This is a genomic window from uncultured Roseivirga sp. (genome assembly GCF_963973945.1).
Classification (GTDB): domain Bacteria; phylum Bacteroidota; class Bacteroidia; order Cytophagales; family Cyclobacteriaceae; genus Roseivirga.
Window position 1 is genome coordinate 247,212 of the sequence record NZ_CAXBBV010000001.1, and the last position, 22,550, is coordinate 269,761.

The 22,550-nt window shown below is 39.3% G+C and carries 23 protein-coding genes and 1 riboswitch; of the genes, 3 read left to right on the top strand and 20 right to left on the bottom strand.

The genetic code is table 11. The features are described 5' to 3' along the window. Window positions 1-41: 41 nt before the first annotated feature. Window positions 42-1,373, top strand: a complete 1,332-nt coding sequence (gene argH, locus AAC026_RS01200) for an argininosuccinate lyase (protein WP_339694332.1) — start codon at window positions 42-44, stop codon at window positions 1,371-1,373. 34 nt (window positions 1,374-1,407) lie between these two features. Here argH and AAC026_RS01205 read toward each other — a convergent pair whose 3' ends face one another. The 18 genes from AAC026_RS01205 to AAC026_RS01290 all read right to left on the bottom strand — a co-directional run bounded on the left by AAC026_RS01205 (window position 1,408) and on the right by AAC026_RS01290 (window position 18,106). Further along, the gene (locus AAC026_RS01205; protein WP_339694333.1) at window positions 1,408-1,740 is read right to left on the bottom strand and encodes a DUF86 domain-containing protein; all 333 of its coding nucleotides are present in this window, start codon (window positions 1,738-1,740) and stop codon (window positions 1,408-1,410) included. Further along, entirely contained in the window at window positions 1,733-2,023 is a 291-nt protein-coding gene (locus AAC026_RS01210) for a nucleotidyltransferase family protein (RefSeq protein WP_339694336.1), read from the bottom strand. The genes AAC026_RS01205 and AAC026_RS01210 overlap by 8 nt, the downstream gene beginning before the upstream one ends. Window positions 2,024-2,072: 49 nt before the next feature. Then, a complete protein-coding gene (locus tag AAC026_RS01215; RefSeq protein WP_339607121.1) occupies window positions 2,073-3,347 on the bottom strand; it encodes a serine hydrolase domain-containing protein in 1,275 nt (424 codons plus the stop codon). A gap of 167 nt (window positions 3,348-3,514) precedes the next feature. Then, a complete protein-coding gene (locus tag AAC026_RS01220; RefSeq protein ID WP_339694339.1) occupies window positions 3,515-4,288 on the bottom strand; it encodes a DUF547 domain-containing protein in 774 nt (257 codons plus the stop codon). Between the two features lie 128 nt (window positions 4,289-4,416). Next, on the bottom strand, window positions 4,417-4,980 hold the full coding sequence (gene cobC, locus AAC026_RS01225) for an alpha-ribazole phosphatase (protein WP_339694341.1): 564 nt from the start codon (window positions 4,978-4,980) through the stop codon (window positions 4,417-4,419). After that, window positions 4,965-5,747 (bottom strand): adenosylcobinamide-GDP ribazoletransferase, encoded by a 783-nt coding sequence (locus AAC026_RS01230; protein WP_339694344.1) that lies wholly within the window; start codon window positions 5,745-5,747, stop codon window positions 4,965-4,967. The genes cobC and AAC026_RS01230 overlap by 16 nt, the downstream gene beginning before the upstream one ends. Before the next feature lie 3 nt (window positions 5,748-5,750). Further along, the gene (gene cobT / locus AAC026_RS01235; protein WP_339694347.1) at window positions 5,751-6,785 is read right to left on the bottom strand and encodes a nicotinate-nucleotide--dimethylbenzimidazole phosphoribosyltransferase; all 1,035 of its coding nucleotides are present in this window, start codon (window positions 6,783-6,785) and stop codon (window positions 5,751-5,753) included. Between the two features lie 3 nt (window positions 6,786-6,788). After that, window positions 6,789-7,481, bottom strand: a complete 693-nt coding sequence (locus tag AAC026_RS01240; RefSeq protein ID WP_339694350.1) for a diphthine--ammonia ligase — start codon at window positions 7,479-7,481, stop codon at window positions 6,789-6,791. Beyond that, window positions 7,481-7,984, bottom strand: a complete 504-nt coding sequence (locus AAC026_RS01245) for a bifunctional adenosylcobinamide kinase/adenosylcobinamide-phosphate guanylyltransferase (protein ID WP_339694353.1) — start codon at window positions 7,982-7,984, stop codon at window positions 7,481-7,483. Before AAC026_RS01245 ends, AAC026_RS01240 begins: the two co-directional genes overlap by 1 nt. Next, window positions 7,981-8,655 carry a diphthine--ammonia ligase gene (locus AAC026_RS01250; RefSeq protein ID WP_339694355.1) on the bottom strand — a complete coding sequence of 225 codons (675 nt, stop codon included), beginning with the start codon at window positions 8,653-8,655 and terminating at the stop codon, window positions 7,981-7,983. Before AAC026_RS01250 ends, AAC026_RS01245 begins: the two co-directional genes overlap by 4 nt. A gap of 5 nt (window positions 8,656-8,660) precedes the next feature. Continuing rightward, window positions 8,661-10,541, bottom strand: coding sequence for a TonB-dependent receptor plug domain-containing protein (locus AAC026_RS01255; protein ID WP_339694358.1), 1,881 nt, complete (start codon window positions 10,539-10,541; stop codon window positions 8,661-8,663). Further along, window positions 10,538-11,545, bottom strand: coding sequence for an ABC transporter ATP-binding protein (locus AAC026_RS01260; RefSeq protein WP_339607112.1), 1,008 nt, complete (start codon window positions 11,543-11,545; stop codon window positions 10,538-10,540). Before AAC026_RS01260 ends, AAC026_RS01255 begins: the two co-directional genes overlap by 4 nt. A 10-nt stretch (window positions 11,546-11,555) precedes the next feature. Then, window positions 11,556-12,614: an iron ABC transporter permease gene (locus AAC026_RS01265; RefSeq protein ID WP_339607111.1), complete on the bottom strand. Its 1,059-nt coding sequence runs from the start codon at window positions 12,612-12,614 to the stop codon at window positions 11,556-11,558. A gap of 20 nt (window positions 12,615-12,634) precedes the next feature. Beyond that, on the bottom strand, window positions 12,635-13,828 hold the full coding sequence (locus AAC026_RS01270; RefSeq protein WP_339694361.1) for an ABC transporter substrate-binding protein: 1,194 nt from the start codon (window positions 13,826-13,828) through the stop codon (window positions 12,635-12,637). Window positions 13,829-13,854: 26 nt separating this feature from the next. Further along, window positions 13,855-14,053, bottom strand: a riboswitch (cobalamin riboswitch). A 114-nt stretch (window positions 14,054-14,167) separates the two neighbouring features. Beyond that, the gene (locus AAC026_RS01275) at window positions 14,168-14,833 is read right to left on the bottom strand and encodes an FKBP-type peptidyl-prolyl cis-trans isomerase (protein ID WP_339607109.1); all 666 of its coding nucleotides are present in this window, start codon (window positions 14,831-14,833) and stop codon (window positions 14,168-14,170) included. A gap of 110 nt (window positions 14,834-14,943) precedes the next feature. Further along, complete coding sequence (locus tag AAC026_RS01280) at window positions 14,944-16,671, bottom strand: DUF885 family protein (protein ID WP_339694364.1); 1,728 nt, start codon at window positions 16,669-16,671, stop codon at window positions 14,944-14,946. A gap of 173 nt (window positions 16,672-16,844) precedes the next feature. Beyond that, the gene (locus AAC026_RS01285) at window positions 16,845-17,390 is read right to left on the bottom strand and encodes a YSC84-related protein (RefSeq protein ID WP_339694366.1); all 546 of its coding nucleotides are present in this window, start codon (window positions 17,388-17,390) and stop codon (window positions 16,845-16,847) included. A 59-nt stretch (window positions 17,391-17,449) separates the two neighbouring features. Continuing rightward, window positions 17,450-18,106, bottom strand: coding sequence for an ATP-binding protein (locus AAC026_RS01290; protein WP_339694369.1), 657 nt, complete (start codon window positions 18,104-18,106; stop codon window positions 17,450-17,452). Window positions 18,107-18,182: 76 nt separating this feature from the next. Here AAC026_RS01290 and AAC026_RS01295 point away from each other — a divergent pair, with 76 nt between their 5' ends. Continuing rightward, complete coding sequence (locus tag AAC026_RS01295) at window positions 18,183-19,652, top strand: TlpA disulfide reductase family protein (protein WP_339694372.1); 1,470 nt, start codon at window positions 18,183-18,185, stop codon at window positions 19,650-19,652. A gap of 506 nt (window positions 19,653-20,158) precedes the next feature. On the opposite strand, the gene AAC026_RS01300 is transcribed toward AAC026_RS01295, so the two are convergent. Both AAC026_RS01300 and AAC026_RS01305 read right to left on the bottom strand, forming a co-directional pair. Then, window positions 20,159-21,178 (bottom strand): hypothetical protein, encoded by a 1,020-nt coding sequence (locus AAC026_RS01300; protein ID WP_339607104.1) that lies wholly within the window; start codon window positions 21,176-21,178, stop codon window positions 20,159-20,161. A 6-nt stretch (window positions 21,179-21,184) separates the two neighbouring features. Continuing rightward, entirely contained in the window at window positions 21,185-21,727 is a 543-nt protein-coding gene (locus AAC026_RS01305) for a sigma-70 family RNA polymerase sigma factor (protein WP_339607103.1), read from the bottom strand. A gap of 248 nt (window positions 21,728-21,975) precedes the next feature. On the opposite strand from AAC026_RS01305, the gene AAC026_RS01310 reads away from it, so the two are divergent. Further along, on the top strand, window positions 21,976-22,470 hold the full coding sequence (locus tag AAC026_RS01310; RefSeq protein WP_339607102.1) for a response regulator: 495 nt from the start codon (window positions 21,976-21,978) through the stop codon (window positions 22,468-22,470). The last annotated feature ends 80 nt before the right edge of the window (window positions 22,471-22,550 follow it).

The window sequence follows — 22,550 nt, forward strand, 5'->3', positions numbered from 1 at the left end:
CACTAATTTTGAATTACTAATTTCGCCCAAAATAGAAACACATGAAACTCTGGCAAAAGGAAACCCGCGTATCTGAAATTGTAGAACGATTTACGGTTGGTCGCGACCTGGAGTTTGATATTCATTTGGCGCCTTATGATGTGCTGGGTTCTTTGGCCCATACCGAAATGTTGGCCAGCATTGGCTTGCTTACTGTGGAAGAAAAAGAGGCCATTCATGTGGAGTTGAAGAATATTTTTAAGTCCATTCAAGCGGGTGAGTTTTCGATTGAAGCAGGTGTGGAAGACATTCATTCTCAAGTGGAATTTATCCTTACCGAACGACTGGGCGATGTAGGAAAGAAAATCCATAGTGGCCGTTCGCGCAACGACCAAGTTTTGGTAGATATGAAGCTTTTCATGCGTTCCGAAATCAAGGCTTTGGTGGAAGGCGTGAATACGCTTTTCGATCGCTTGATGAATTTGAGTAACCAGCACAAAAACACTTTAATGCCGGGCTATACTCACATGCAAGTGGCCATGCCGTCCTCTTTCGGGCTTTGGTTTGGTGCTTATGCCGAAAGCTTGGTGGATGATCTATACGCCCTAGAGGCAGCTTATAAAGTAGTGAACAAAAACCCACTGGGTTCTGGTGCTGGCTTTGGCTCTTCTTTCCCCTTAAATAGAAAAATGACTACGGAGCTTTTGGGCTTCGAAGACCTGAATTATAACGTGGTGTATGCCATGATGGGCCGAGGCAAGGCCGAACGTTCATTGGCGACTGGAATGGCGGCTGTGGCAGCCACTTTGGGCAAATTCGCTATGGATATATGCCTTTACATGGGCTCTGATTTCGGCTTTATCGGTTTCCCCGATGAACTTACCACGGGTTCTAGCATTATGCCACACAAGAAAAACCCTGACGTTTTTGAACTGATGCGCGGCAAATGCAATAAACTACAGGCGGCACCGAATGATATCGCTATGATGTGCACCAATTTGCCAGTGGGTTATCACCGCGAAATGCAGTTGATCAAGGAAGTTATTTTCCCTGCCATTCAAGATTTAAAAGATTGCCTTTTCATGGCTGATTTTATGTTGGAAAAAATCAAGATTAACGACCAACTCATTCAGCAAGACAAATACAATTATCTGTTTACGGTAGAAGAAGTAAATCGCTTAGTGCTTTCTGGCGTTCCATTCAGAGATGCGTATAAGCAAGTCGGCATGGCCATTGAACGAGGCGAATTTAAGCCAGAACGAAGCGTAAACCATAGCCACGAAGGCAGCATTGGCCAATTGAATCATGCAGAAATTAAAGCCATGATGAACAAAGCCACCGCGAACTTCAATTTTACTAAATGGGAAAAGGCTTTTGAGGGGCTAGTAGGTTAAAATAGTTTAGGGTTTAAAGTTCAAGGAGATATTCTCAACTAAGCTGTTCGAGTTGATAGACCAGTTCACCTATATCATCTTGGATTATTGACCAGACTATTTCTAAATCAATGCCAAAATAATCGTGCACAATACGATTTCTGAAACCACGCATCTTCGTCCACTCAATTTGAGGGTTTAAGATTTTAAAGTCGCTCTCAATTCTATTGGCAGCCTCTCCTATAATCTCAAAATTTCGAATTACAGCGTCAACTGTTTTGTCATCTGCTTCAAATTGATCAAAACTCAATCCTTCTGCATACTTAATGATTTTCATTGCTGATTCCAGCATGTCTTGAATAAGAGCTGAGTTGTCCCGCTTAGACATAAATCAAGTCGGATTTGATCTTCTGAAAGTAGCGATCTTTTATTCCTTTTCTAGAAACCAGATCCACTTTGAAGCCTATATAGCTCTCTAGTTCTTCTGCTAACAGAATAAAATCAGAGCCAATTTTATCATTGAATTCTACGACCAGATCGAGGTCACTATGATCATTTTGTTCATTTCGAGCGAAAGAACCAAAAATAGCCAAGGACTGAATAGGATACTTTTTGAAAAGAAAAGTTTTTCTTTCCGCTAAGGCTGCCTTTATTTCAGTCAAGGATTTCATATTTCAAATATATTGATTCCTTGGGACATATTGAATTGGAAAAATACGCCTACTCGCTCACCTCGAACAAATCTGTGCTGGGCCAGCTTTTGATTTGCTTGAAAGATTCGCGCATGGCCCAACGGCTGGTACTCCAAAAGCTACCTCTGCGCGGTGTAGTGTTAGAAATTACTACCCATGAAACTCCATTCAGGTCGCGGGTAAGCAAGGCTGAGGTGCCTGAAAGGGTGCCGGTTCGCCACCAATGCTCACCACTTACACTACGCCAGCCCAAAGGCTGATTTACCCCTCCAACTCCCTTGATCATTTTGTCCATGGAGTCTTTGCTCAAAATATCTTTGTAGCGCTTAGAATAGCCATCTACTATAACAAGCAAGCGCATCATGTCTATTGAATTGGATACCCATCCGCCTGCAGGCCCTAGCATTTTTACATCATCAGCACCATATGGTTTGTCTACCATTTTGCCAGATCCCGTATAGGCCAATTGCTTATTGTCGGGGCTGTAGTCGTAGTATTTCACTTCGTTTTTGAGTCGGTCGCTTTCAAAATTCCCGGCAATTTTCATGTGGCTAATTCCGTTGGGCTTGAGGATATTCTTCTGAACCCATTCTTCATAACCTTCCCCAGTCTTTTCTTCTATAATTCTACCCAACAGGCAATAGCCAAAATTGGAGTAATTATAATGTGTTCCTGGTGTGTAAGGTAAGTGTCGCGTAATTACGAAATGAATTACTTCATCAAAATCAATAGGATAAGCCGCCTTGTCCATTTTATTGATCTTGGCTGGAATAAACATGGGGTCGCCATAGGTAATTAAACTCCAGCCAGCAGTATGGTTGAGCAAATGTTTGACCTTGATTTTATAAAAGTTACGGTTACTTATTCCTTTATACTTAGCGCCTTTTAGAATACCGTTATCTCCAAAAACATAATCGTCTAAGCCAATTTTTCCTTCGTCTACCATTTTTAGAATTGCAATGGCAGTAATCAATTTGGAGATGCTTCCAATCCTGAACAGGCTACTAGGTTCTACTGGCACTTTGTTCTCACTATCGGCATAGCCAAAACCTTTGGCATACACTAGTTTTTCGTTTTTCACTACTGCTACGGTAGCGCCTGTAAGCTTTAGGCTAGTCAAAAGTCGCTCAGCCATTTTATCTATGGGGGCTAATGCGGGATTGTCGGAGTCTTTATTGGTAAGGGTTCGTTTTGCAGGTTTGTTTTCGGTAGGTAGTTCTGGCTTTGTGGGGGCTAGTGAGAGTAGGGATACAAAAATACCCATGGTAAGAATAACCAAAATTACTTTGCCTTTATGCTGCATATTTTAAGAAACGACCCTTTTCGAAAAGCAATTATAAGAAAACTAGAGTTAAACGTAAAGGCCAATGGACAGTCTCTTGCGGTTAGTCCTGAATGAGCCTCTTTTTTACGCTAATAATCGCATTCTTCAGGCGGTTTTAAAGGCTTGGGGTTTAATTTATTATTCACCTACTTTTTTGAGGCATCGTTCAGGCTCCATTCATAGTCCATAAAATCAATATCGGCACTCTTGCTTATTTTTACTTTTGAGTATTTATTCAAGAATTGAATCAAGGTTTGACCTTCCTTAAAATCTCCATCAAACCAGCTAAATATTTTAGATAGTTCTAGTTTATCTTTTGTGATTCTATTTCGGTCGGGATCATTAATAAATGCTTTTGTTTGCTCTACCAATTGTGTTTCTATCTTTTCAGCCTTAAAAGCTTCGGGCCTTAAAACGGGACAAGAAAAGGAAGCGCAGTTAATGACAAAATGGATTCTGGGTTCTTTAAATTCTTTGCGTAGAATGTCATGTTCTATCTTATCTAAACTGAAATCTTCATCTCCAATTTTAAACCATTTCTTTGTCCAAACTGTATAGACTGTTGGAATATTGAGAATGGGATTCAAATCCTTAATGCTTTCAAGCGGATAGTTATCGACAATCAGCTTTACAGTAAAGGCATTGTAAGCATTGATCCAATAGGCTAGTTTCTCATTCTCGCTCCAATTGTTTGATGGGGCGTTGTTACTTAACAAATCAAGATATTTCTCAAACTTATCCTTCTCAGAAATAATCCCTTTGTAATCGATAAAGCCCTCTTCGTTTACATATTTTTTAAGGAGTTCATCCCAAATTTTATGTTCTGGAGCAGTATCAACTCCATTAAAAGCTACTGAATTGCTTTCAGCTAAAACTAGTACCAAAGCCATCAATATCCAGACGATTTTAAATCTCTTCATATTTATACTCATTATGGCTTATACTAGAAAAGAGGCCGATTGTTTTTTCTAAGGCATAAGACATGTCGGCCAAATGATATAAGACAGAGAATAAGAGGGCCTAAAACACTATTTTGCTTGCTAGGGAGCTACCTGTTAAAAAAGTCGACCTGAAATCTGTCTTCTGAATAACTCAATTTTGATACGCTTCCATAATCAATGCTTAATCGAAAAGCATTTTCAGAAGGAATATTAAGCGCCTTAACAAGCATGGCTCTGATTATACCAGCATGACAAACCAAGGCTACTTGTTTTTGACCTATGTTTTTTAATTGTTCAAGAAAACTATCTACACGCTGAATAAGGTCTGAAAATGCTTCTCCGTTTGGCACTTTATGGGTTACAAAGTTTGACATCCAAGGGTTTAATTCTTCTTTCGGAATGTCATCCCAGGCTTTCATTTCCCAATCGCCAAAATTCAATTCTTTTAACAAGCTATCTTGCTTTAGGGTGCCTCCACTGCTAATTAGGTTTGCGAGTTTAAGGCATCTCATTGATGGGCTGGTGAAAACGGTATCAAAAAACTTTGGCAACTTTGATAACACAAGCTTGCTTTCTGCGGGAAATGTGTCCTTAAGTGGAATATCCGTTTGTCCATAACAAATACCCGAGGGAATTTCAGGGCGTGTATGCCTGATTAAAAAAACTTCCATAATAGAATGAGTGATAAGTAAAAAATAACCTCTATGAGTTGTTGAGTAGCTCCTAAACAATCGCCAGTATAACCGTTTATCCACTTTTGAAAATACTTACCAAGGCGCCATTTCACTAAAACAAGTGGTAAAACAAGGGTGAATACCCACGCATTCTGAAAAAGTAACAGGGGCGCTATTCCAAACAGAGCGGCAATTGCCAATTCTGATAATGAAATTTGCTTGCTTACGGGCTTTACTTTTGAAGTAGCATCATCGCGAGAATACTCATGTGTATAAATAAAAGTGGCGGCTACAAAGCGACTTAAGCTATGTCCACTAAAAATTGCGGCAAGTATAAAAATTAGGTTTTCTTCAAATAGGTTGGCTATTCTTACCAACAATACAAGTTTAAAAGTGAGCATAAGCCCAATACCTATGGCGCCATAAGCTCCCACCTGACTGTCTTTCATAATGGTCAGTATTTTCTCTTTGGTCCAGCCTCCTCCAAAGCCATCGCAAACATCTGCAAACCCATCTTCATGAAATGCTCCTGTAATCCAAATAGAGGCTACCATTGAAAGCAAAACACCGATTATTGGTTCATCTAAATACCAAAACGCAGCAAATACAAGACTGGAAAAACTGGCTACAATCCAGCCAACTAAAGGAAAATACCGCGTGGCCTTATTCAAATACTCTTCTGAATGATCTACCCATTTTGGACAGGGGATTCGAGAATAAAACATGACTGCGGTAAAGAAAATCCGTATTTGCTCTTTAAGCATTTGCTAATGGGTACTTACATGGGCAGATTTAAAACTGGCCATTTGGTTTAAAAAATTAACTGAAGACTGTAAAATAGGGTAAGCCAAAGCGCAGCCTGTTCCTTCACCAAGGCGCATATCTAGTTTTAAAACGGGTGTTGCGTTCAAAAATTCTAAAAGCTTCTTGTGCCCTTTTTCTTCAGATTCATGACAAAAAATAGCGTAGTGCTTGATATTGGCATTAAAACGATATGCTGCCAAGTATGCTGCTGTAGCAATAAAACCATCGACAAGGACAATCATTTTTAGTGAAGCGGCCTTGAGCATAGCTCCGCACATCATGGCTATTTCAAAGCCACCATAGGTACGCATAACTTCTATCGCCTCTTCTGGTACTTTATTCTTTTCTAGGGCCGCTTCTAAAATTCTGAATTTGTTTTCTAGTTCTGCTGGATTAAGTCCCGTTCCAAAGCCCACACAATCGGCCAAGGGAAACCCGGTAAACGCATGCATGAGCAATGCTGCCGAAGAGGTATTGCCAATTCCCATTTCGCCAAAACCAATTACATTACAGCCTGTGTTTTTAATCTCATCTACCAGTTCTCCTCCTTTTTTCAAGGCGGCCACGCATTCATCTGCGGTCATGGCTGGTTCGTTTAAAAAACTTTTAGTGCCATTACCAATTTTCGCGTTAATCAGGTTTGGCATATTTCCAAAATCGTGATTTACCCCAGCATCCACTACTTTCAATGTGATCTGGTTTTGCTTCGCGAAAACATTAATGGCGGCTCCTTCATATAGAAAATTAACCACCATTTGATAGGTGACTTCTTGAGGGTAGGCGCTCACTCCATGTTTTGCAATTCCATGGTCTGCAGCAAAAACGAACAAGTGGGGAGCTCTAAGCTCTGGGCTTAAGCTTTGTTGGATCAAACCTATCTGAGTCGCCAGTTTTTCTAATTGGCCTAAGGCTCCAAGCGGTTTTGTTTTTGTATCAATCTTGGCTTTAAGCGACTTATTTATTGCTTGATTGGGGATGGTGATTTTTAGATTTTCCATAGGCTAAAGCAGGTCTTGGAACCAATAGGTTACTTTTTCTTGAGTTTGATTTGATAGTGTGTATTCTTTTGGCACCACTTGGCCTTTTTCGAATATCACTGGGTGCTCAAAGATTGGGCCATCAAAAACAAAACTGTGAAACTCTCCATTTTCTCCGCAGGGGTCTACGGTTTTAGGCAATTCTTTAAGCAAATCATGGTCTATAATTTGACCTGCAAACGATTTATCTAGCTTGCTACCATCTACCGACACCAGCATGGTTTTAAAACCTAGATCAATAAACTCTCTTACTAAATCAGCTGTGTTTTTTTTCCAAAGCGGAAAATGCCCTTTGAATCCTGCTTCCGCCAATCGCTTTTCTCTATAAGCCTTCAGGTCTTCTAAAAAAATATCACCAAAAATTGAATGGGTTATGTCCTGTTTTCTAAAGCTCTCCATTTTTTCGGACATCAGCTGATCGTATTCGGGCATAGTGACTTCGCCAGGAATTGACATAATTGACAAAGGAAGGCCAATGGCCTCTACTTGCCTTTGTAACAAGTTTTTATGGACTCCGTGCATGGAAATTCTTTCCAGTTCAGCATTAACGCTTGTCATTAATGTAACGACTTCAAACTCGTTTTCTTTAAGAACATGGTGCAGGGCTAAAGCACTGTCTTTGCCACCACTCCAGTTAAAAACTGCTTTTTTCTTCATTACTTAAGGTTTAAAGGGAGTCCTGAAACCATTAAAATGGCTTTATCTGCCTTTCTTGAAATATACTGGTTCATCCAACCTTGCAGGTCGGTAAATTTTCTACCTACTTCGGTATGGGAATGTGTACCCATTCCTAGTTCATTTGAAATAATTATAAAAGTAGCGTCTTGCTTACATAGTAAATCGAACTCCGTTTTTGCTTGATTTAAGCATTCTTCAACATCATTTTTGGTGTCCACAAAAAAATTGGTGAGCCAAAGGGTAACGCAGTCAATAAGCACTACACGGCCTAAAAAATCATGTTTACTTAACGCCTTTTCTTCTTCAATATTTTCCCATCTTTCATCTCTATCGGATTGGTGTCGGGCTATTCTGTTTTGGAAGTCACCATCCCATTGACGGGCTGTAGCAAGATAAATGGGGTTGTCTGTTAACGACAAGGCTAGCTTCTGACCATAGCTAGATTTTCCTGACCTTTGGCCTCCTGTGATGTAGTAAATCATAATACTTTAAGCTCTAAAAATGAATAGTGATCAGGGCCGTATGTTTCGCCAACCGAAATGGATAGTGGCTTTTTGTGTGCTGGGCCATCAATTACCAAGGTGTGGTATTCACCATTTTCTCCACAAACATCAATCTCCAAGTCACGAAAAACTTGGATAAGTTCTCTATCAATTACTCTTCCCAGAATGCGGGGGGCTAGTTCCTTTTTGCACGAAACCACAAGGGCTTTTACGCCTCTTTCAAGCATTTCAAAAACCAATGCTTCTCTATCTTCTTGCCAAAGCGGTAAAAGGGCGGTTACCCCAGCTGCTTCAGATACTTTTTCTTCCCAATCTCTGTGCGATTGAATATCGATATCTCCAAAAACTGCATGATCGAAATGGTATTGGCCTTTAAGCTGTTTGAGGTTTTTTACATAGTTTGCCTCGTAATCTTGCCATGTACTTTCAATAAAAGCAATGGGCAAACCAATACATTCTGCTTGGGCTTCTAGCACCTCGCGCGGAATACCATGAGACCTAGATTTATCCCCATATTCGTTCATTACATTGAAAAGCACTGCTGGTTTTACCTCTGTTTGAAGCGCTCTAAAAAAAGCCAAATAGCTGTCCTTTCCCCCGCTCCAAGAGCAAAGAAAAGAACAACTATTTTTTGGTTTACTATTTTCCAAAACGATTACAGTGAACCAGTTATGCCAATAGTGAAGTTTGCAGGGCGAGTAGTGAAACCATAAACACCCACAAAATCTTCATCCAATAAGTTATTTACTGTTCCAGAGAGGGTGAGTGTACCATCAAACAGTTTATGCGAAATAGATAAGTCTACCATGTTGTAGGCTTCAAGCTTCACCAAATAAGGATCGGAGAAAATAGCAGCTTCACGTTCGCCAAAACGAGTATAGTTTACTCCAACACTTGTATTTGATGTAATGGCATAACGTGTATTGAAACCTAATTTTAAATCAGGAATTCTGTAAAATTGAGCTGGGTTTCCAAACTGATAAGAAGCCAGATGTCCGCTGAATGAAAGTGGCTCAATAATTTGCCACTGGAAATCAATCTCGTAACCTTCTATTTCTCTTACTCCAGTTACATTGGCATAACCTCCACCAACGTAATTTCCTGACTGATCAAACCTCGACACGAAATCTATAGCGTTCTCTTCTTCGCGTTTAAAGTATTCAGCGTTTACTGTAAAGTTATTGCCTAGGTAAAGTGAAAGACCAAATTCTGCTGATTTCGTTTCTTGCGGCTCTAATTCGGTATTGCCATACAATGGCGCAAATAGCTGGTATAGGCTAGGCGAAATAAAGGCGGTAGAGTATGAACCAAAAGCCTTTAATTTACTCTCGTTGCCTAAATCAAATAAGTATGATGGGTTAACACTGTAAACGAAGTTTGAACCGTATTCACTGTTGATGTTTAATCTAGCACCTGCATTGAGGGTTAATGCATCAGTAAGGTCAGCTGCTAAATTCAAATAAGGGTCAATGTTGGTGGCGTTTGGTTCGTCATCGCCCGCTACAAATTTATAGCCTTGATACTGTACACCAACAATGGTCTTTAATCGGCTACTGAATATGTATTCATTGGTTAAATCGGCTTGAGTGTTTTCTCCTTCACTTTTAGAAGGATAAGCCGAAATGAAGTCTCTCTCAATCTGATTGTAGTTGAATCTCAACTGTAAGTTTCCCTTGTTGTATTTAAGCTTTGGGTTTAAGCCAAAGGCGGTTTGCTTCAAAGTAAATTCATTATCGGCATCGGCAAAGGCTCCATTATCATAATCAGATCTTAATTTTTCATAAGAGAAGTTTGCTCCTAAATTAAACGCCTCGGAAAAATCGTAACCAAATTTGGTTCTTCCTGAATAACGATGAAATCCATCATTGCCGAAATCGGTAGCTGGATCATTGTCTTGCGCTGCAGAAATTCCTTCGCTAATTGCGAAAGCACCTGCCACCAAATAGCTAAACTTCCCTGTTTTACCTTGCACATCGGCATTGGTATTTGAGGTGCTAAAAGAACCGATTGATTGTGATAAGGTTACTTTTGGCACTTCTGTAGAGGGTGCTTTCATTTTAATATTGATTACACCGGCCGCAGCTCCTGTTCCATACAAAGTACTTGCTGCACCTTTCAAAACTTCTATGTATTCCACGGCTTGTGCATTCAGCAATCTTAAGTCGTAGTCGTTGGCAATTGACGAAGGATCATTGATTGGCAAGCCATCAATCAAAATCAAGGTTTGAGCATTTCTTCCTCCTCTAATATTATAGTCTAAATTGGTGCCCAGTGTACCAAAGGCTCCATCTACATTAATTCCTGGTAGTTGATTTAAAAGATCGGCTACTGTTCTTCCCGGAGAATTACTGATTTCATCGGCAGTAATTTTGTAAATCACCTTCCCCGATTTTTCAATAGGTGTTTCAAACTTATTGCCTGTAACTACAACTTTGCCTAGGTCTCTTACTTGCCCTTCCTCTTGAGCAAATAGATTAAACGAAACCGTCAAAATTGTCAGTGCCGCAACACTTAGTTTTCTAAAAATAGTTTTCATTGATTGTTGATTTGAATTAATAATTCTTGAATTGTTCTATAGGTAGTGTCGTTGTAATTCAGGTGCCAAAGCGGTGCTTTTAATGTGCCTGAAATTTGAATTTCTATTTCAGAGGGTTTCTGAGTGATTTCATATCCTGCCCTTTCTAAAGCGCTTTTTGTCCAGCGTTTTAAAATGGTATCTCCTTCTAACTTTACTTTTCTTTTTACTTGGGTTGAAATTCGTTTGAAGCTTCCTAACTCATAATCGAATTGAAGTTGCTCTCGCTTAAATGCTTCTTCCAGTGCTCCATTCAATACCAAATCTTCTGGTAATCCCGAGTCAATGGTTTGGTTCTGATTTATGAGCCAAAGGTGATCGGCATTGGCCAAGGCCATATCCAATTCGTGGGTAGTAAGTAAAATGGCCTTGTCTTCCTTAACTGCCAGTTCACGCAGTAAATGAAAAATCTCCATTCTGTTCGGAAGGTCTAAGTGGGCGGTGGGCTCATCTAAAAAAATGACCTCTGTGTTTTGCGCCAGTGTTCGAGCAATCATTACCTTCTGCCTTTCTCCATCACTCAATTCTCCAATGTGTTTATTGGCAAACTCAAGAATTCCCGTGGCCTCCATGGCCATAAAAATGATGTCTTTGTCTTCTTGGCTCAATGTTCCTAGCCAACTGGTATAGGGAAAACGGCCTAGGGAAACCAAGGCATAAACCGTGAGGTTTCCGGGTGCAATCCTATCTGTCAATACTAGGCTTAGTTGTTTCGAAAGACTTTTAGCATCAATAGATTGAATGGCTTTTCCTTGCATAAAAACCTCGCCATCGAGTGGTTTCTGAATACCCCCAATAGTGCGCATCAAAGTAGATTTACCAGCACCGTTAGTGCCAAGCAAGCAGGTAAGCTTCCCTTTTTGTAAACTCAAATTGAGGTTTGACAAAACAGGCTTTGCTTCTTTTTTCCCTTTATAACCTACCGTGAGGTTTTTGGTGCTAAGTATCGTTCTCATCTCTTTCATTATTCCGTCTTTAAAAAGAAGCTTTTAGGTTCTTGCGTTTAACAATGATCCAGATGACAATGGGCGAACCGATAATGGCTGTTATGGCATTGACAGGCAGTACTGTTTGGCTGCCAGGTACTTGAGAAATGATGTCGCAAACCAACATTAAGATTCCACCAATAAGTGCACAGGTAGGTACTAAAGTGCGGTGGTCGGAGGTGTTTAAGAAGCTGCGCGAAAGGTGTGGTACTGCTATACCCACAAAACCAATTGGACCACAGAAACCCGTGATGGCGCCCGCCAAAATACTGGTGGTGGCTATTATAGCTACCCTCGCCCACTTTACATTGAGCCCCATACTTTGTGCATAATCTTCGCCCAAAAGCAATGCATTCAATGTTTTGGAAAGGAAGAATGTAAGTACAACGCCTGTTGCCACTATGGCTACTAATGCACCAAGCTGCTCATTGGTAACTCCGCCAAGACTACCAAAAGTCCATAAAATGTATTCTTGAATTTGTTCGGGGTTGCTAAAAAATTGCCAAATGCTGACGACTGCGATAGTAATATTGGCTACCATAAGGCCAACGATCAACATCACTACATTGTCTCTAATTTTAAATGAAATACCCAAAATGAGTACCAGTACCAATGCAGCACCTAAAGTTGAAGCAATAATGATGAGCCAGCTTCCATCCACTCCTAATTCGCGAATGGAAAAAGTAGTGGTTACTGTACCCGCAGCCAACATAACAGCGGCAACTCCTAAACTAGCTCCAGCAGTAATGCCTAGTACCGAAGGCCCCGCTAACGGATTTCTGAATAATGTTTGCATTTGAAGCCCTCCCAGCGAAAGTGCAGCCCCAGCTAAAATTGCCGTTACTGCTCTTGGTAGTCTTATTTTCAGAATAATCCCTTGCCAGCCACTGTTGTCAATCTCTTGACCCAAAAGGGTTTTCACTACCTCACTCACAGGAATTCGCACCGAACCCAAACCGATGTCGAGCAAAAAAAGCACGATAAGCATTAACCCTAATAGGGTCAACGATTTCGCTCTAAGGCGTTTTCCTTGAGTGATCTCATTCATAATAAGAGGGATTTAAAAGCTTACTTCAGCTGATTGTAGTATACCAACTGGTGGTCTGGAAGAAGTTCGGGATGAAAGATTTTCACAACATCCTTTAATACAATATGAGGCTCAATAACACCAGTTTCGTAATAGTCATTGCCCCCACCTTCGGTATTTCGACCAAAAACATTGTAGATCGTTTTGTTTTTATAGGATTTGAAATCCATATAACGTGGGTCTCTTTCACGTATATTCTCTAATGTTCTGGCGCTACCTGGTGCAATCCAAAAATCGGCATTCAAGCCTATTTCATATACGGTTTCAAAGCTCAATTTAATGCTACCAGTAGAGTTGTCGTCTTTCCAAGGATAGTCGGCTCTAGCTATTTTCAACATATTATAAGCAAAGCTCTTGCCGCCAGAAACATGCCATGCATCGCCCTGAGCAATTCCGGTAATAGTTAATGGGGCTTCTTTTACCTTTTCTGCAATAAGGTCTAAAACGGACTGAAATTCTTCTTCAATCTCAGCAAACTTTTGGTTGACAAGTGCTTCTTTATTAAGCAAAACAGCCAACAGTTTTACCCATTCTGCTCTACCTAGCAAATCAATTTCTTGCCAATCTGCATTGAGGACTACTGGAATATTCAGGCGTTGAAGCTGCTGAAAAGATTCGTTTTGTGAGTTTGGATAACCGACACCTAAAACCACTTCAGTCTCCATGTCTATAATAGTTTCTACATTTAAAGTACCTGAGGGTTCTACTTCTATTATTTTTCCAGCATCTACCATTTCGATTACGGTAGGATTACTCACGTATTGCTTTCTTTCAATTCCTTTGAGCTGATCAAATGCATCGAGTATTTTGAACATTCCCAGATGCGTGGTAGACAATGAAACCGCTTTCTGTACAGGAATGGAAATAACAGGTAAGTCAACTCTTTCTGGAGCTGGCGTTCCTCTTTGAACCAAAAGGAAACTCACCGTATCGACTACATCATTATAGTGTCTAAAGAGGTGAAGCGTTTTGTAGTTGTTATGGTACTCAATATCAAAACCAATGGAATGGTCTATAGAAACCTTCTCTGGAAAATAATCCTTTTTAGGATCGAAATCTGGAAAATCAGATTGATTTTTGGAGTTGGATTGGCAGGCGAAAAAGCCAACCATTAGGAAACACAGCAGGGTATATACCGCCCCACGGTGCGCATTGCGTTTTTCAGTTTTCTTCATGCTATTGCCCTTCCTCAGAGGGTGGTTTAGTTGAACTTTGCAATGGCAGGTCTTCTGACTTTCCTAGTGTATTGCGCCTTCCCGTTCCAAATTCTGAAACAGTGGCAAAGTGCGACACACTTTTTTGTAGGATTACAGCAGCTGGGACTGTCCGGGATTTACACCCGATTCCCTTTTAATTCCGAAAACCGAAGCTTTCAGGAAACCCTTGCGGTAGCGCAAATGTATAGAATAAAATTTTGATTGTAGAAATGATGGCGGAAATATTCGTTTCTCCTTAGAAAACAAGAAAGCCTTCCCGAAAATCGAGAAGGCTTTCAAAATCTTAGTTTCTACAGATTACTTGAAGTCGATCAACTCAACTTCGAAGATCAAAGTGGCGTTTGGAGGAATTACACCACCAGCACCGTTTGGCCCATAAGCCAAGTCTGAAGGAATGTATAACTCAATTTTACCTCCTTTTTTCATCAACTGAACACCTTCTGTCCATCCTGGAATTACTTGATTTAAACCAAAGGTAATTGGTTCTCCGCCAACAGAACTGTCGAATACAGTGCCATCCAAAAGTTTACCAGTATAGTGTACTGTTACTTGATTTTCAGCTTTTGGAGATGCCCCCGTTCCTTCTTCAATGATTTTATATTGCAAGCCGCTACCAGTTGATTGTACACCTGGCTTAGATGCGTTTTCAGCCAAAAAAGCCTCACCTTCTTCTTTTACACCTGCCATTGCTCTCTGTTGGTCGGCAATCAGAATTTCTTGACACTGTTGTAAAGAGAGTTGAGCTGTATCGGCCAAAGCTTCTTTTACAGCAGCCGCTACCATGTCAGCGTCTAAGGTTTTGTTTTGCTGCTTTAGCATTTCTGCAATCTGAACACCGTAAGCATAGCTTAAGCTATCTTGCTGGGTTTTCATTTGTGCAATAGGCATAGTACCGTTGTCATCGCTACATCCAATAGCCGTGGCCAATAGAATTACCAAGCCAATAGAAAGTATGTTTTTCATAATCGTTTAATTTTAAAGTCAGGCGCAAAGGTAAAAATTAAATACTCGTTTAATAATCTAGTCCTCAACTCCTTTAAGAATTGACTCATCGTTAATTTTCGGCTTGCTAATTATTTATTGTAAAACATCCAGCTGCTTTTAAAATCCTCCTTTAAGCGCTGGTTGGTTAATATGGCGCGTACCATTTCTACAGGCATGCTATTTTCTCTTAATACTGCATCGTGAAACTCCTTAATGGTCATTTTACCACTTTCTACTAGTTCCTTCTTTAAAGCATAGAACTGCAATCCTCCTGTCATATATGCCAATTGATAAAGTGGCCCATAGTTGCCTTCAAAAGAACGTCTGACCTCACCTTCTGCATTTGCGCGTTCGTGCCCCACTCTGTCAACCAAAAAGTCAATACACTGCTGAGGAGTCCATTCGCCTAAATGGTAATTAAGTGAGAAGATGATTCTTGCAGAACGGTGCATTCTCCAAAAAAGCATTCCTATGCGGTCTTCTGGTGATTGTGGAAAATCCATATCCCAAAGTAAAAGCTCCCAGTAAAGCGCCCAGCCTTCTGTCCAAAAAGGGGTACCATAAGAACGGTATTCCTTGTTTCGGTTGTTCATAAATCCTTGAAGATGATGACCTGCAATTAGCTCATGATGAACTGTAGCACGAGAAAAATGAGGGTTATTGCCCCGCATACTCATCAGTTTATCTTCATGGTTCATTTCATCCGTTGGATAAGAAATTTGAAGTGTTTCTCCTCCCAAAAAGAAAGGACTGATCAATTGCCTTGCTGGTGAAATCATGCTCATTCTCCAGGTTTCTTCTGCAATAGGAGGAATGGTAAGCAAGTTATTCTTCTTCAAAAAATCTACCGACTCATTATAGAGTTTTAGCATTGCCTCAGGCTGATGACCTTCTGGTACGAAGGACATTTTTACTTTCTCCTGTGCTGCTCTCCAGTCATCGCCAAAGCCCATTTCTCTTGAGGCTTTTAACAATTCCGCATCGGCCCATGCAAATTCCTTATTGGCGATATCCACCAACTGTTCTGGTGAATAAGGAATCATTTCGTACTTCAATTGTCTAATTAATTCCTCTCTTCCAATTGGGTTACCTATAATTCCACTGCCATCATCTTTTGGCAAAGTTGATTTGTCTACCTGCGCACTTAGTAATTTAGAATAATCGTCCAAAGCTTTGTCCAACACTTCGTAAGGCTTGGTTACCCACCAAGTAAACTGAGGATCGTACCCCTTGTAGAAATCAAAAACACTCTTCAAAGCACGCTTCTGTCCGCGAATGGTTCTTTCTGCTCTTCGGGTTAGTTCTCTTGAAAAAGTCGGGTTCTCTTTCTTTAATTCAGAAGAAGCCGTTTTCAATTTTTTTACAATGTCATTCAGGTCTGCCGCAACTTTTTCACTATCCAAATGCAAACCTCTTCTTCTCTTTTTCTCTAGTTCATAAAGTGACTCAGCAGGGCTAAGCCATCTTTTTAGCTGGCTTACTTCTTTTTCTTCTACCGATAAATCGAAAAGGTTCTCATCAATAAAGCGCTTCTGGAGCAAGTAGTCTACCTGCCCTCCTGTAGAAAGTTTATTGAAATTAAACTTTTCAAGTTTTGATAACTGGTCTTTGAAAAAGCTTTCAAAACGATCTCTTCTTTCAGGGGAGTTTTCAATGAAATAAAAACGAGAAAGGCTCCCATAATCAGCCCTCAGGTTGACTGAGTAGTCATACAGTTCCGTAACACCAGATTGGTTGTCGGGCTGTTGGGCAATTGATAGTTGGCCAGAAGCAATAAAAACGGAGGCAATAAAAAATAACTTAAATAGCTTTTTCATTTTTAGAATAGTTTAATCAAAAGGTAAAAATAGAAGGGAAAACCGAAGTTCACTGTTGATGTTTCAAAGTCGTACAATTCTCATGATGAATGGCAACAGGACAACAAAAAAGAAGGGATTGCCTTGTTGGTTATAGGCAATCCCTTCAATTCGGTAAAGAATATGTTTTTCTTTTACTTCATTTCATTTTCTGGAACGAACTTAAACTTTTGCCCACCAACTGAGGCCTCATACATTAATCCACCTTTGGCTTGGGTAAAAACTGCTACACCATCTGTATAGCTTGCGTCTGCCGATATTCCAGACTTCAACGCTACAGCTGAAACCTGGGCTGCAAACTGATATTTGTTGTTAATAAATCTATTGAAGCTATCTGCATCTTCAAAGAAAATGACCTCGCTATATTCTTGTCCACCCAACTGGAAACCCACTGTAATTTGAGTCATGTTAGATCCTCCAATCATATCGCCTTGCTTGTACACAATACCTTTTCCAGCAGCCCCTCCAATTCCAATCGCTCCTTTCCCGATTGAAGGAAAAACAGCATAGCCAAATGAGTTTTCAAAGAAGGTCTCTAAACCACTGTCAACTTTTTTGAATTCAGTAATGGTCTTCTGAGCTTTCTTTACATCATATTTTTCCTTCTTTTGGGCAATGGCCTGCGTTGAAAAGAATACACCTGCAACTAAAAATGCGGTTATTAAACTTTTGATTTTCATAATACTATTCGTTTTGTCGATCTCCATTGATCAATTCTTATTCCAAATTCTATAAAACACTATTTCCTGAAATATAAATCTTGTCCTTCTTCAGGCTGAATTTCAACCACATTAGAAAGTACCAATTTTATTAAGGTTCTGGAAGCCATAAAATTTGATAGATTAGCTGCCTTGGCATACTCAGTAAGCGTAATGGCTGAATTGCTCTCTAAGAGCTCCATCAACTTTCTTTCCTTTTCGCCAAAGGTAAACTGAGTGTCTTTAGCTTTCACTCGTCTTCTTAAAATTTCTCGCATTTCCTTACTGGCCTGTAAGCTCTGTTCTCCAACCCTAACGTAGACTTTTCCTGCTCTGGTATCTGGACTATCTCTTAACTGTAAAGGCAATTTATCGCCCTTTTCAACTTGCAAAACAGCTATCCCTTTCTTCTCATTCAGTTTTAGAGTCTGCAAAGAGTAATTCAGTCTTGGCCAGATTAGGCTATCAATGGCTTGCTCTAGCACAAAAACTTCGCCCTCTATATCACGAGTACCTGAGACGGTACCATCATCATCTACCCCAAGAAGAAGTATCCCGCCTTGGGTATTGGCAAAAGCGACCAGTTCTTTGGCTATTTTATCTGGAAAGTTGGCTTTCTTCTTAAACTCAAGGCGAACACCCTCACCTTTTTTGGTCATCTCATTCAGCCTCTGTAAGCTCCAAAACTCTATTGTCATGAAATTAAACGCTTTCTATCAATTAATTATATTTTCTGTAAATTGATTCTTATTCTATCAACTCAATTCTAATGCTATGAATACCAAAAGACTCATGTTACTATTTCTTTGTATTGGACTTTTTTCTTGTCAAGAGAAGAAAGAAAACTCCTTTTTATTTACCCTTCAAGTTGAAGACCCAAATTTAGAGCAAGAATACTCTATTCATACTTCTTCATTTGGTACTGAAGCAGCTTACTCATTCACTCTTGATGAAAACGGAAGTTACGCCACGGAAGTTAAAGTTGACGAACCCAAAACCATAAGCCTCTCGGGTAATTTTTATAAGCCATTATATGTCACTCCTGGCAAATCATTAACTGTGAAAGTTAAAATGGATGACAAAACTCCAGTATTTTCTTATGAAGGAGAAGGCGCGGTTTATCCGCAAATTTTTGATCAGCTAGCAACACTCGATCAAGAGTTTTCTGATAAATATGAAGAGCTAGATCACCGCCAATATTCTTTAGACTGGGACACCTTTAAACAAGAGCTCGATGAACTAACTGAAAAGAAAAGAACTATTGTAGAAACGAAAACCAACAACCTATCTAAAGACTTTGAAATAGTTCTAGAAGCACACCTGTTTGCCAGTAAAGTAAATGAGATGAACTTATATGGTAGCTATTACAATGCTTACAAAAAAGAGGAAGGAGAAGCAGACTTTTCAGTGCCTGGGAAAGCCGATTTCTACAGTCAAGCTTTTGTCTTCGATGCCAAAGCTCTAGCATCAGCTGAATTTTCCAATTTAATTTCCTCATATGTTACCAGTAAGGGAATAGATCAGCTAGGAGATTTAGGAGATACTCCATGGTATTCCATTCCAGACAACTGGTCGAAAATCTATGAGTTTACCAAAACCAACAAAAACATCCCGGATGCTTATAAAGCATATATGTTAGGCTCCTATGTGAGCTCCTTGACCATGGCATTGGGTATTGATGGTGCATGGGATATTAAAGAAGACTTTGTAAAGTCTTACCCCAACTACAATCAAGTTGATCAGATCAATGCAGCTTACGAAAAATGGGAACCTTTAAGAAAAGGAAATGTAGCTCCAGATTTTGAATATGAGTCACTCAATGGAGAAATGGTATCTTTAAGTAGCCTAAAAGGAAGTGTAGTATATGTTGATGTTTGGGCTACTTGGTGTGGCCCCTGCATTAGTGAGTTTCCTAGTTACAAGGCATTGAAAAAAAGACTGGAAGACGCTAAAGATGTAAAATGGCTTTATGTATCGGTTGATGAGGCGAAGGATAAAGAGAAATGGGTCAATTTTTTGGCAAAAAATGAACTTGATGGAATTCAGCTGTTTGGCGGTAATGGCTGGGACACATCCATTACTGAAAAGTATCAAATAAGAGGAATACCTAGATATTTGCTTATTGACAAGGATGGTAAAATTCATTCATCAAATGCCCCTCGCCCTTCCTCAGGAGATATCATTTACGATGAGATCCAAAAACTCAGAGGAGTAAGACTAGAGCGAGCAACCTCTTTGAAATAACACTTTAATGAAGGCAAGGAAGCGCAATTCCTTGCCTTTCTTTCTCTATCAACAAGGCGCTACATCCTACTGTCATTCCAGCACTTCACGCTTTTACTCGTAGCAAGAGTTTGTTCACCATTCAAATCATGAAAGTACTCTTCGAAAAGTAATTTAGTTTGAGTCTCACATTTTCTGAAATAGTCAAACGCCCAAACTTAGTTAGCAACAGCGGCTTAAGATGATTGCGGGAGTACTTTCATTTAAAGCTCCTTGAAAGCTTTTGTTCATAATTCAGGTAAACCCAATTGCTCTTTAAGACATTGACGCTTCAATTTCAGAAGGTCTTTTTCCCTCTTCCATAATGACATGACAGCAAGACTATCATTTACTAGGTCTCTAATAGAAAGAGTAGGAATAACAGAAAATTAAGCACAAACGGGATAAAACAAAAAACGTCTCAAAATAAATTGAGACGTTTTAAAGTGTGTGTATATGTGTGTATATGGAATTCTAATTATTCTATTTTAGCCTAGTAAGAACGCGTAGCCTTTCTTACCTTTTTTACCTCTTGTCAGAACAATGCACTGAATAACATCACCTTCTCTAAGACCTCTTATTGGTCTGTCATTGAAAAAGTCGAATACTTCTCCTGTATTAGGGTTCATAACTTCTCCAAACTGCACTTGGCGTTTGTCAACAAATGAACCATCAGGGGCATCCATTCCTCCTAAGTCACCTTCTGGTCTAGTAGTAGTTTCAACCACTACAACTGGGTTAGTTTCATCAAAACTCTTAAGACCAAATTTTTCTTTAAGAATTTCAAGACTTTTCTCTTTGTATGATTCTCCTTTAACACTTAAGTCAACAAGGTTAGACAATCCTTCGTCCGTTTCTCCGTCTTTCAAAAGTGTAAGAGCTAAATACCATTGTGCTTGCTCATTATACTCTGAGTAATTATTCAGGACAATATTCAAATCATTTTTAGCTGCTTCGATATCTCCTGTTTCAATATGAGTAATACCTAAATAAAAATAGTTCTCAGCATTTTTTTCAGTTTCAACCAACTGAGAAAGCCCTCTTTCAGCTTCTTCGTAACTGCCTAAATCGTAAGCATAATAAGCTTGGTTCTTTAAATTTGTTAAGTCAACAGCTGACCCTCTTTCAATACCTGACGCGATATTGGTATACGCTTGGTAATATTGTCCGAAAATCTTTGCGCCATCAACCTCTGATGTACCGCTAAAGAAACCAAAGTAACTTAGTGATACAATCAAAAGCAGCGAAGCTGCAATCGAAATGTATTTTTTCATAGTAGTGTGGGTTTTAGTTATTTGTCGTTTTTCAATTGAGGCTTCTTGGTCTTTTAAAGATTGAAGTACTTTCGATCTAACTTCTTCTCTTATAATATTTTTGATGAGTTTTGCTTCTTGAAATTCCAATTGAAACTCAGGGTCACTTTTTAGCCTATCATCGAAATCCAGCATCTCTTTGGTATCGAGATTGCCATTCAAATAAGCATCAATTAAATCTAAATTCTCTTTCATCGGAATTTACTCTTCTATTAGTTTCTTTATCCTTTGAATACACTTGTATTTCAAATTTTTAACGGTCTTAGCGTTATTGTAACCCATTATTTCAGCTATTTCCTCATTGGGAAGCTTGTTGAAATAGAATAACTCTAAGATTCGTTTACAAGGATCTCCCATTGAACTGATGATCTCACGGACTTTATCATACTTTTCGATTTTTTCCACTTCGAAATCGTCATCTTCAAGTATAAGATCATCATCATTAAATTTCCCTTGAAATGTGATTTTGGTCTTCTTCCTTAAATCACCAAGCAACTTATTTTTTCCAATGGAATAAAGGTATGTTTTGATTCCAGCAGCGTTCATCTCCTCAAAACTGCCATCTACAACATTCTCGTAGAAAGACAAAATAGCATGCTGGTATATATCTACAGCTTGCTCTTCTGAACAGTTATGAGTGTTTGTGATGTACGCGATAAAGCTTTGCCTATAGTCAGAATATATCTGTTCAAGTGCTTGCTGATCACCGCGCTTTAGTCTCACAATAAGACTGCTTTCGCTCATGCCTTCTCTTATTAATGATTTAAAACCCCAAAGGTCACCCTTGAAAAGTGATTTTTTTTTATTTTTTTTTAAAACCCTGCTTTTTTGGGGTAAAATAGGCAAATAACCTACCTGCTAATTTCTATATTGCAACCCTAAGAACTATAACTTTTTTCGATTTTAAAGTGATTTTTTTTAAAAAATTAAAATTAATAGGTTTTCAAGGGTGACCTTTGCCTTTTTAAATCATTAAAGTTAAAAGAGACATTTTGCAATTGAAAGGGACATCATACTATTTGATAGACGATAAGATTCACTTAATGGAGGACAGCTTTTCTAATGAGCCTTCATTTGCTGTGAATCAATCTGATCGGAAATTACTAGAAGACATCAACATTTTGGTTGTTGATGATAATCCTATTAACCTAACAGTTGCTGACAAGACTCTAGCTAAATTTGGAGGCACCTCTTTTAAATGCCTTAGTGCTGAAGAATCTTTAACAGTTTTCAAATCAACACCAATACAGCTAATCCTAATGGATTTGCATATGCCTGGTATCGATGGTTTTGCCGCTACCAAACTGATTAGGGAAACAGAAGAATATAAAAACAACCCTGTACCCATATTGGCTTATACAACATATAGCTACAATGATGTTAAGGCTGAAATTGAAGACTGCGGTATGAGCGGATACATAGGAAAGCCATTTACTCATATCCAAGTGATTGATACAATTTTGGAAGTTGTTGGCATTCAAAAATAGCATTCTCACCTCTTTCTTTTTTTAAATTCATTTGCTAGGCTACCTTGGTTGGTAATTAGAACATGTTACCCTATTTTTGG

Excerpts from the sequence above, each read along its gene's own strand:
- argH (WP_339694332.1), top strand. The coding sequence starts at position 42 with ATGAAACTCTGGCAAAAGGAAACCCGCGTATCTGAAATTGTAGAACGA.
- AAC026_RS01205 (WP_339694333.1), bottom strand. The coding sequence starts at position 1,740 with ATGTCTAAGCGGGACAACTCAGCTCTTATTCAAGACATGCTGGAATCA.
- AAC026_RS01210 (WP_339694336.1), bottom strand. The coding sequence starts at position 2,023 with ATGAAATCCTTGACTGAAATAAAGGCAGCCTTAGCGGAAAGAAAAACT.
- AAC026_RS01215 (WP_339607121.1), bottom strand. The coding sequence starts at position 3,347 with ATGCAGCATAAAGGCAAAGTAATTTTGGTTATTCTTACCATGGGTATT.
- AAC026_RS01220 (WP_339694339.1), bottom strand. The coding sequence starts at position 4,288 with ATGAAGAGATTTAAAATCGTCTGGATATTGATGGCTTTGGTACTAGTT.
- cobC (WP_339694341.1), bottom strand. The coding sequence starts at position 4,980 with ATGGAAGTTTTTTTAATCAGGCATACACGCCCTGAAATTCCCTCGGGT.
- AAC026_RS01230 (WP_339694344.1), bottom strand. The coding sequence starts at position 5,747 with ATGCTTAAAGAGCAAATACGGATTTTCTTTACCGCAGTCATGTTTTAT.
- cobT (WP_339694347.1), bottom strand. The coding sequence starts at position 6,785 with ATGGAAAATCTAAAAATCACCATCCCCAATCAAGCAATAAATAAGTCG.
- AAC026_RS01240 (WP_339694350.1), bottom strand. The coding sequence starts at position 7,481 with ATGAAGAAAAAAGCAGTTTTTAACTGGAGTGGTGGCAAAGACAGTGCT.
- AAC026_RS01245 (WP_339694353.1), bottom strand. The coding sequence starts at position 7,984 with ATGATTTACTACATCACAGGAGGCCAAAGGTCAGGAAAATCTAGCTAT.
- AAC026_RS01255 (WP_339694358.1), bottom strand. The coding sequence starts at position 10,541 with ATGAAAACTATTTTTAGAAAACTAAGTGTTGCGGCACTGACAATTTTG.
- AAC026_RS01260 (WP_339607112.1), bottom strand. The coding sequence starts at position 11,545 with ATGAAAGAGATGAGAACGATACTTAGCACCAAAAACCTCACGGTAGGT.
- AAC026_RS01265 (WP_339607111.1), bottom strand. The coding sequence starts at position 12,614 with ATGAATGAGATCACTCAAGGAAAACGCCTTAGAGCGAAATCGTTGACC.
- AAC026_RS01270 (WP_339694361.1), bottom strand. The coding sequence starts at position 13,828 with ATGAAGAAAACTGAAAAACGCAATGCGCACCGTGGGGCGGTATATACC.
- AAC026_RS01275 (WP_339607109.1), bottom strand. The coding sequence starts at position 14,833 with ATGAAAAACATACTTTCTATTGGCTTGGTAATTCTATTGGCCACGGCT.
- AAC026_RS01280 (WP_339694364.1), bottom strand. The coding sequence starts at position 16,671 with ATGAAAAAGCTATTTAAGTTATTTTTTATTGCCTCCGTTTTTATTGCT.
- AAC026_RS01285 (WP_339694366.1), bottom strand. The coding sequence starts at position 17,390 with ATGAAAATCAAAAGTTTAATAACCGCATTTTTAGTTGCAGGTGTATTC.
- AAC026_RS01290 (WP_339694369.1), bottom strand. The coding sequence starts at position 18,106 with ATGACAATAGAGTTTTGGAGCTTACAGAGGCTGAATGAGATGACCAAA.
- AAC026_RS01295 (WP_339694372.1), top strand. The coding sequence starts at position 18,183 with ATGAATACCAAAAGACTCATGTTACTATTTCTTTGTATTGGACTTTTT.
- AAC026_RS01300 (WP_339607104.1), bottom strand. The coding sequence starts at position 21,178 with ATGAAAGAGAATTTAGATTTAATTGATGCTTATTTGAATGGCAATCTC.
- AAC026_RS01305 (WP_339607103.1), bottom strand. The coding sequence starts at position 21,727 with ATGAGCGAAAGCAGTCTTATTGTGAGACTAAAGCGCGGTGATCAGCAA.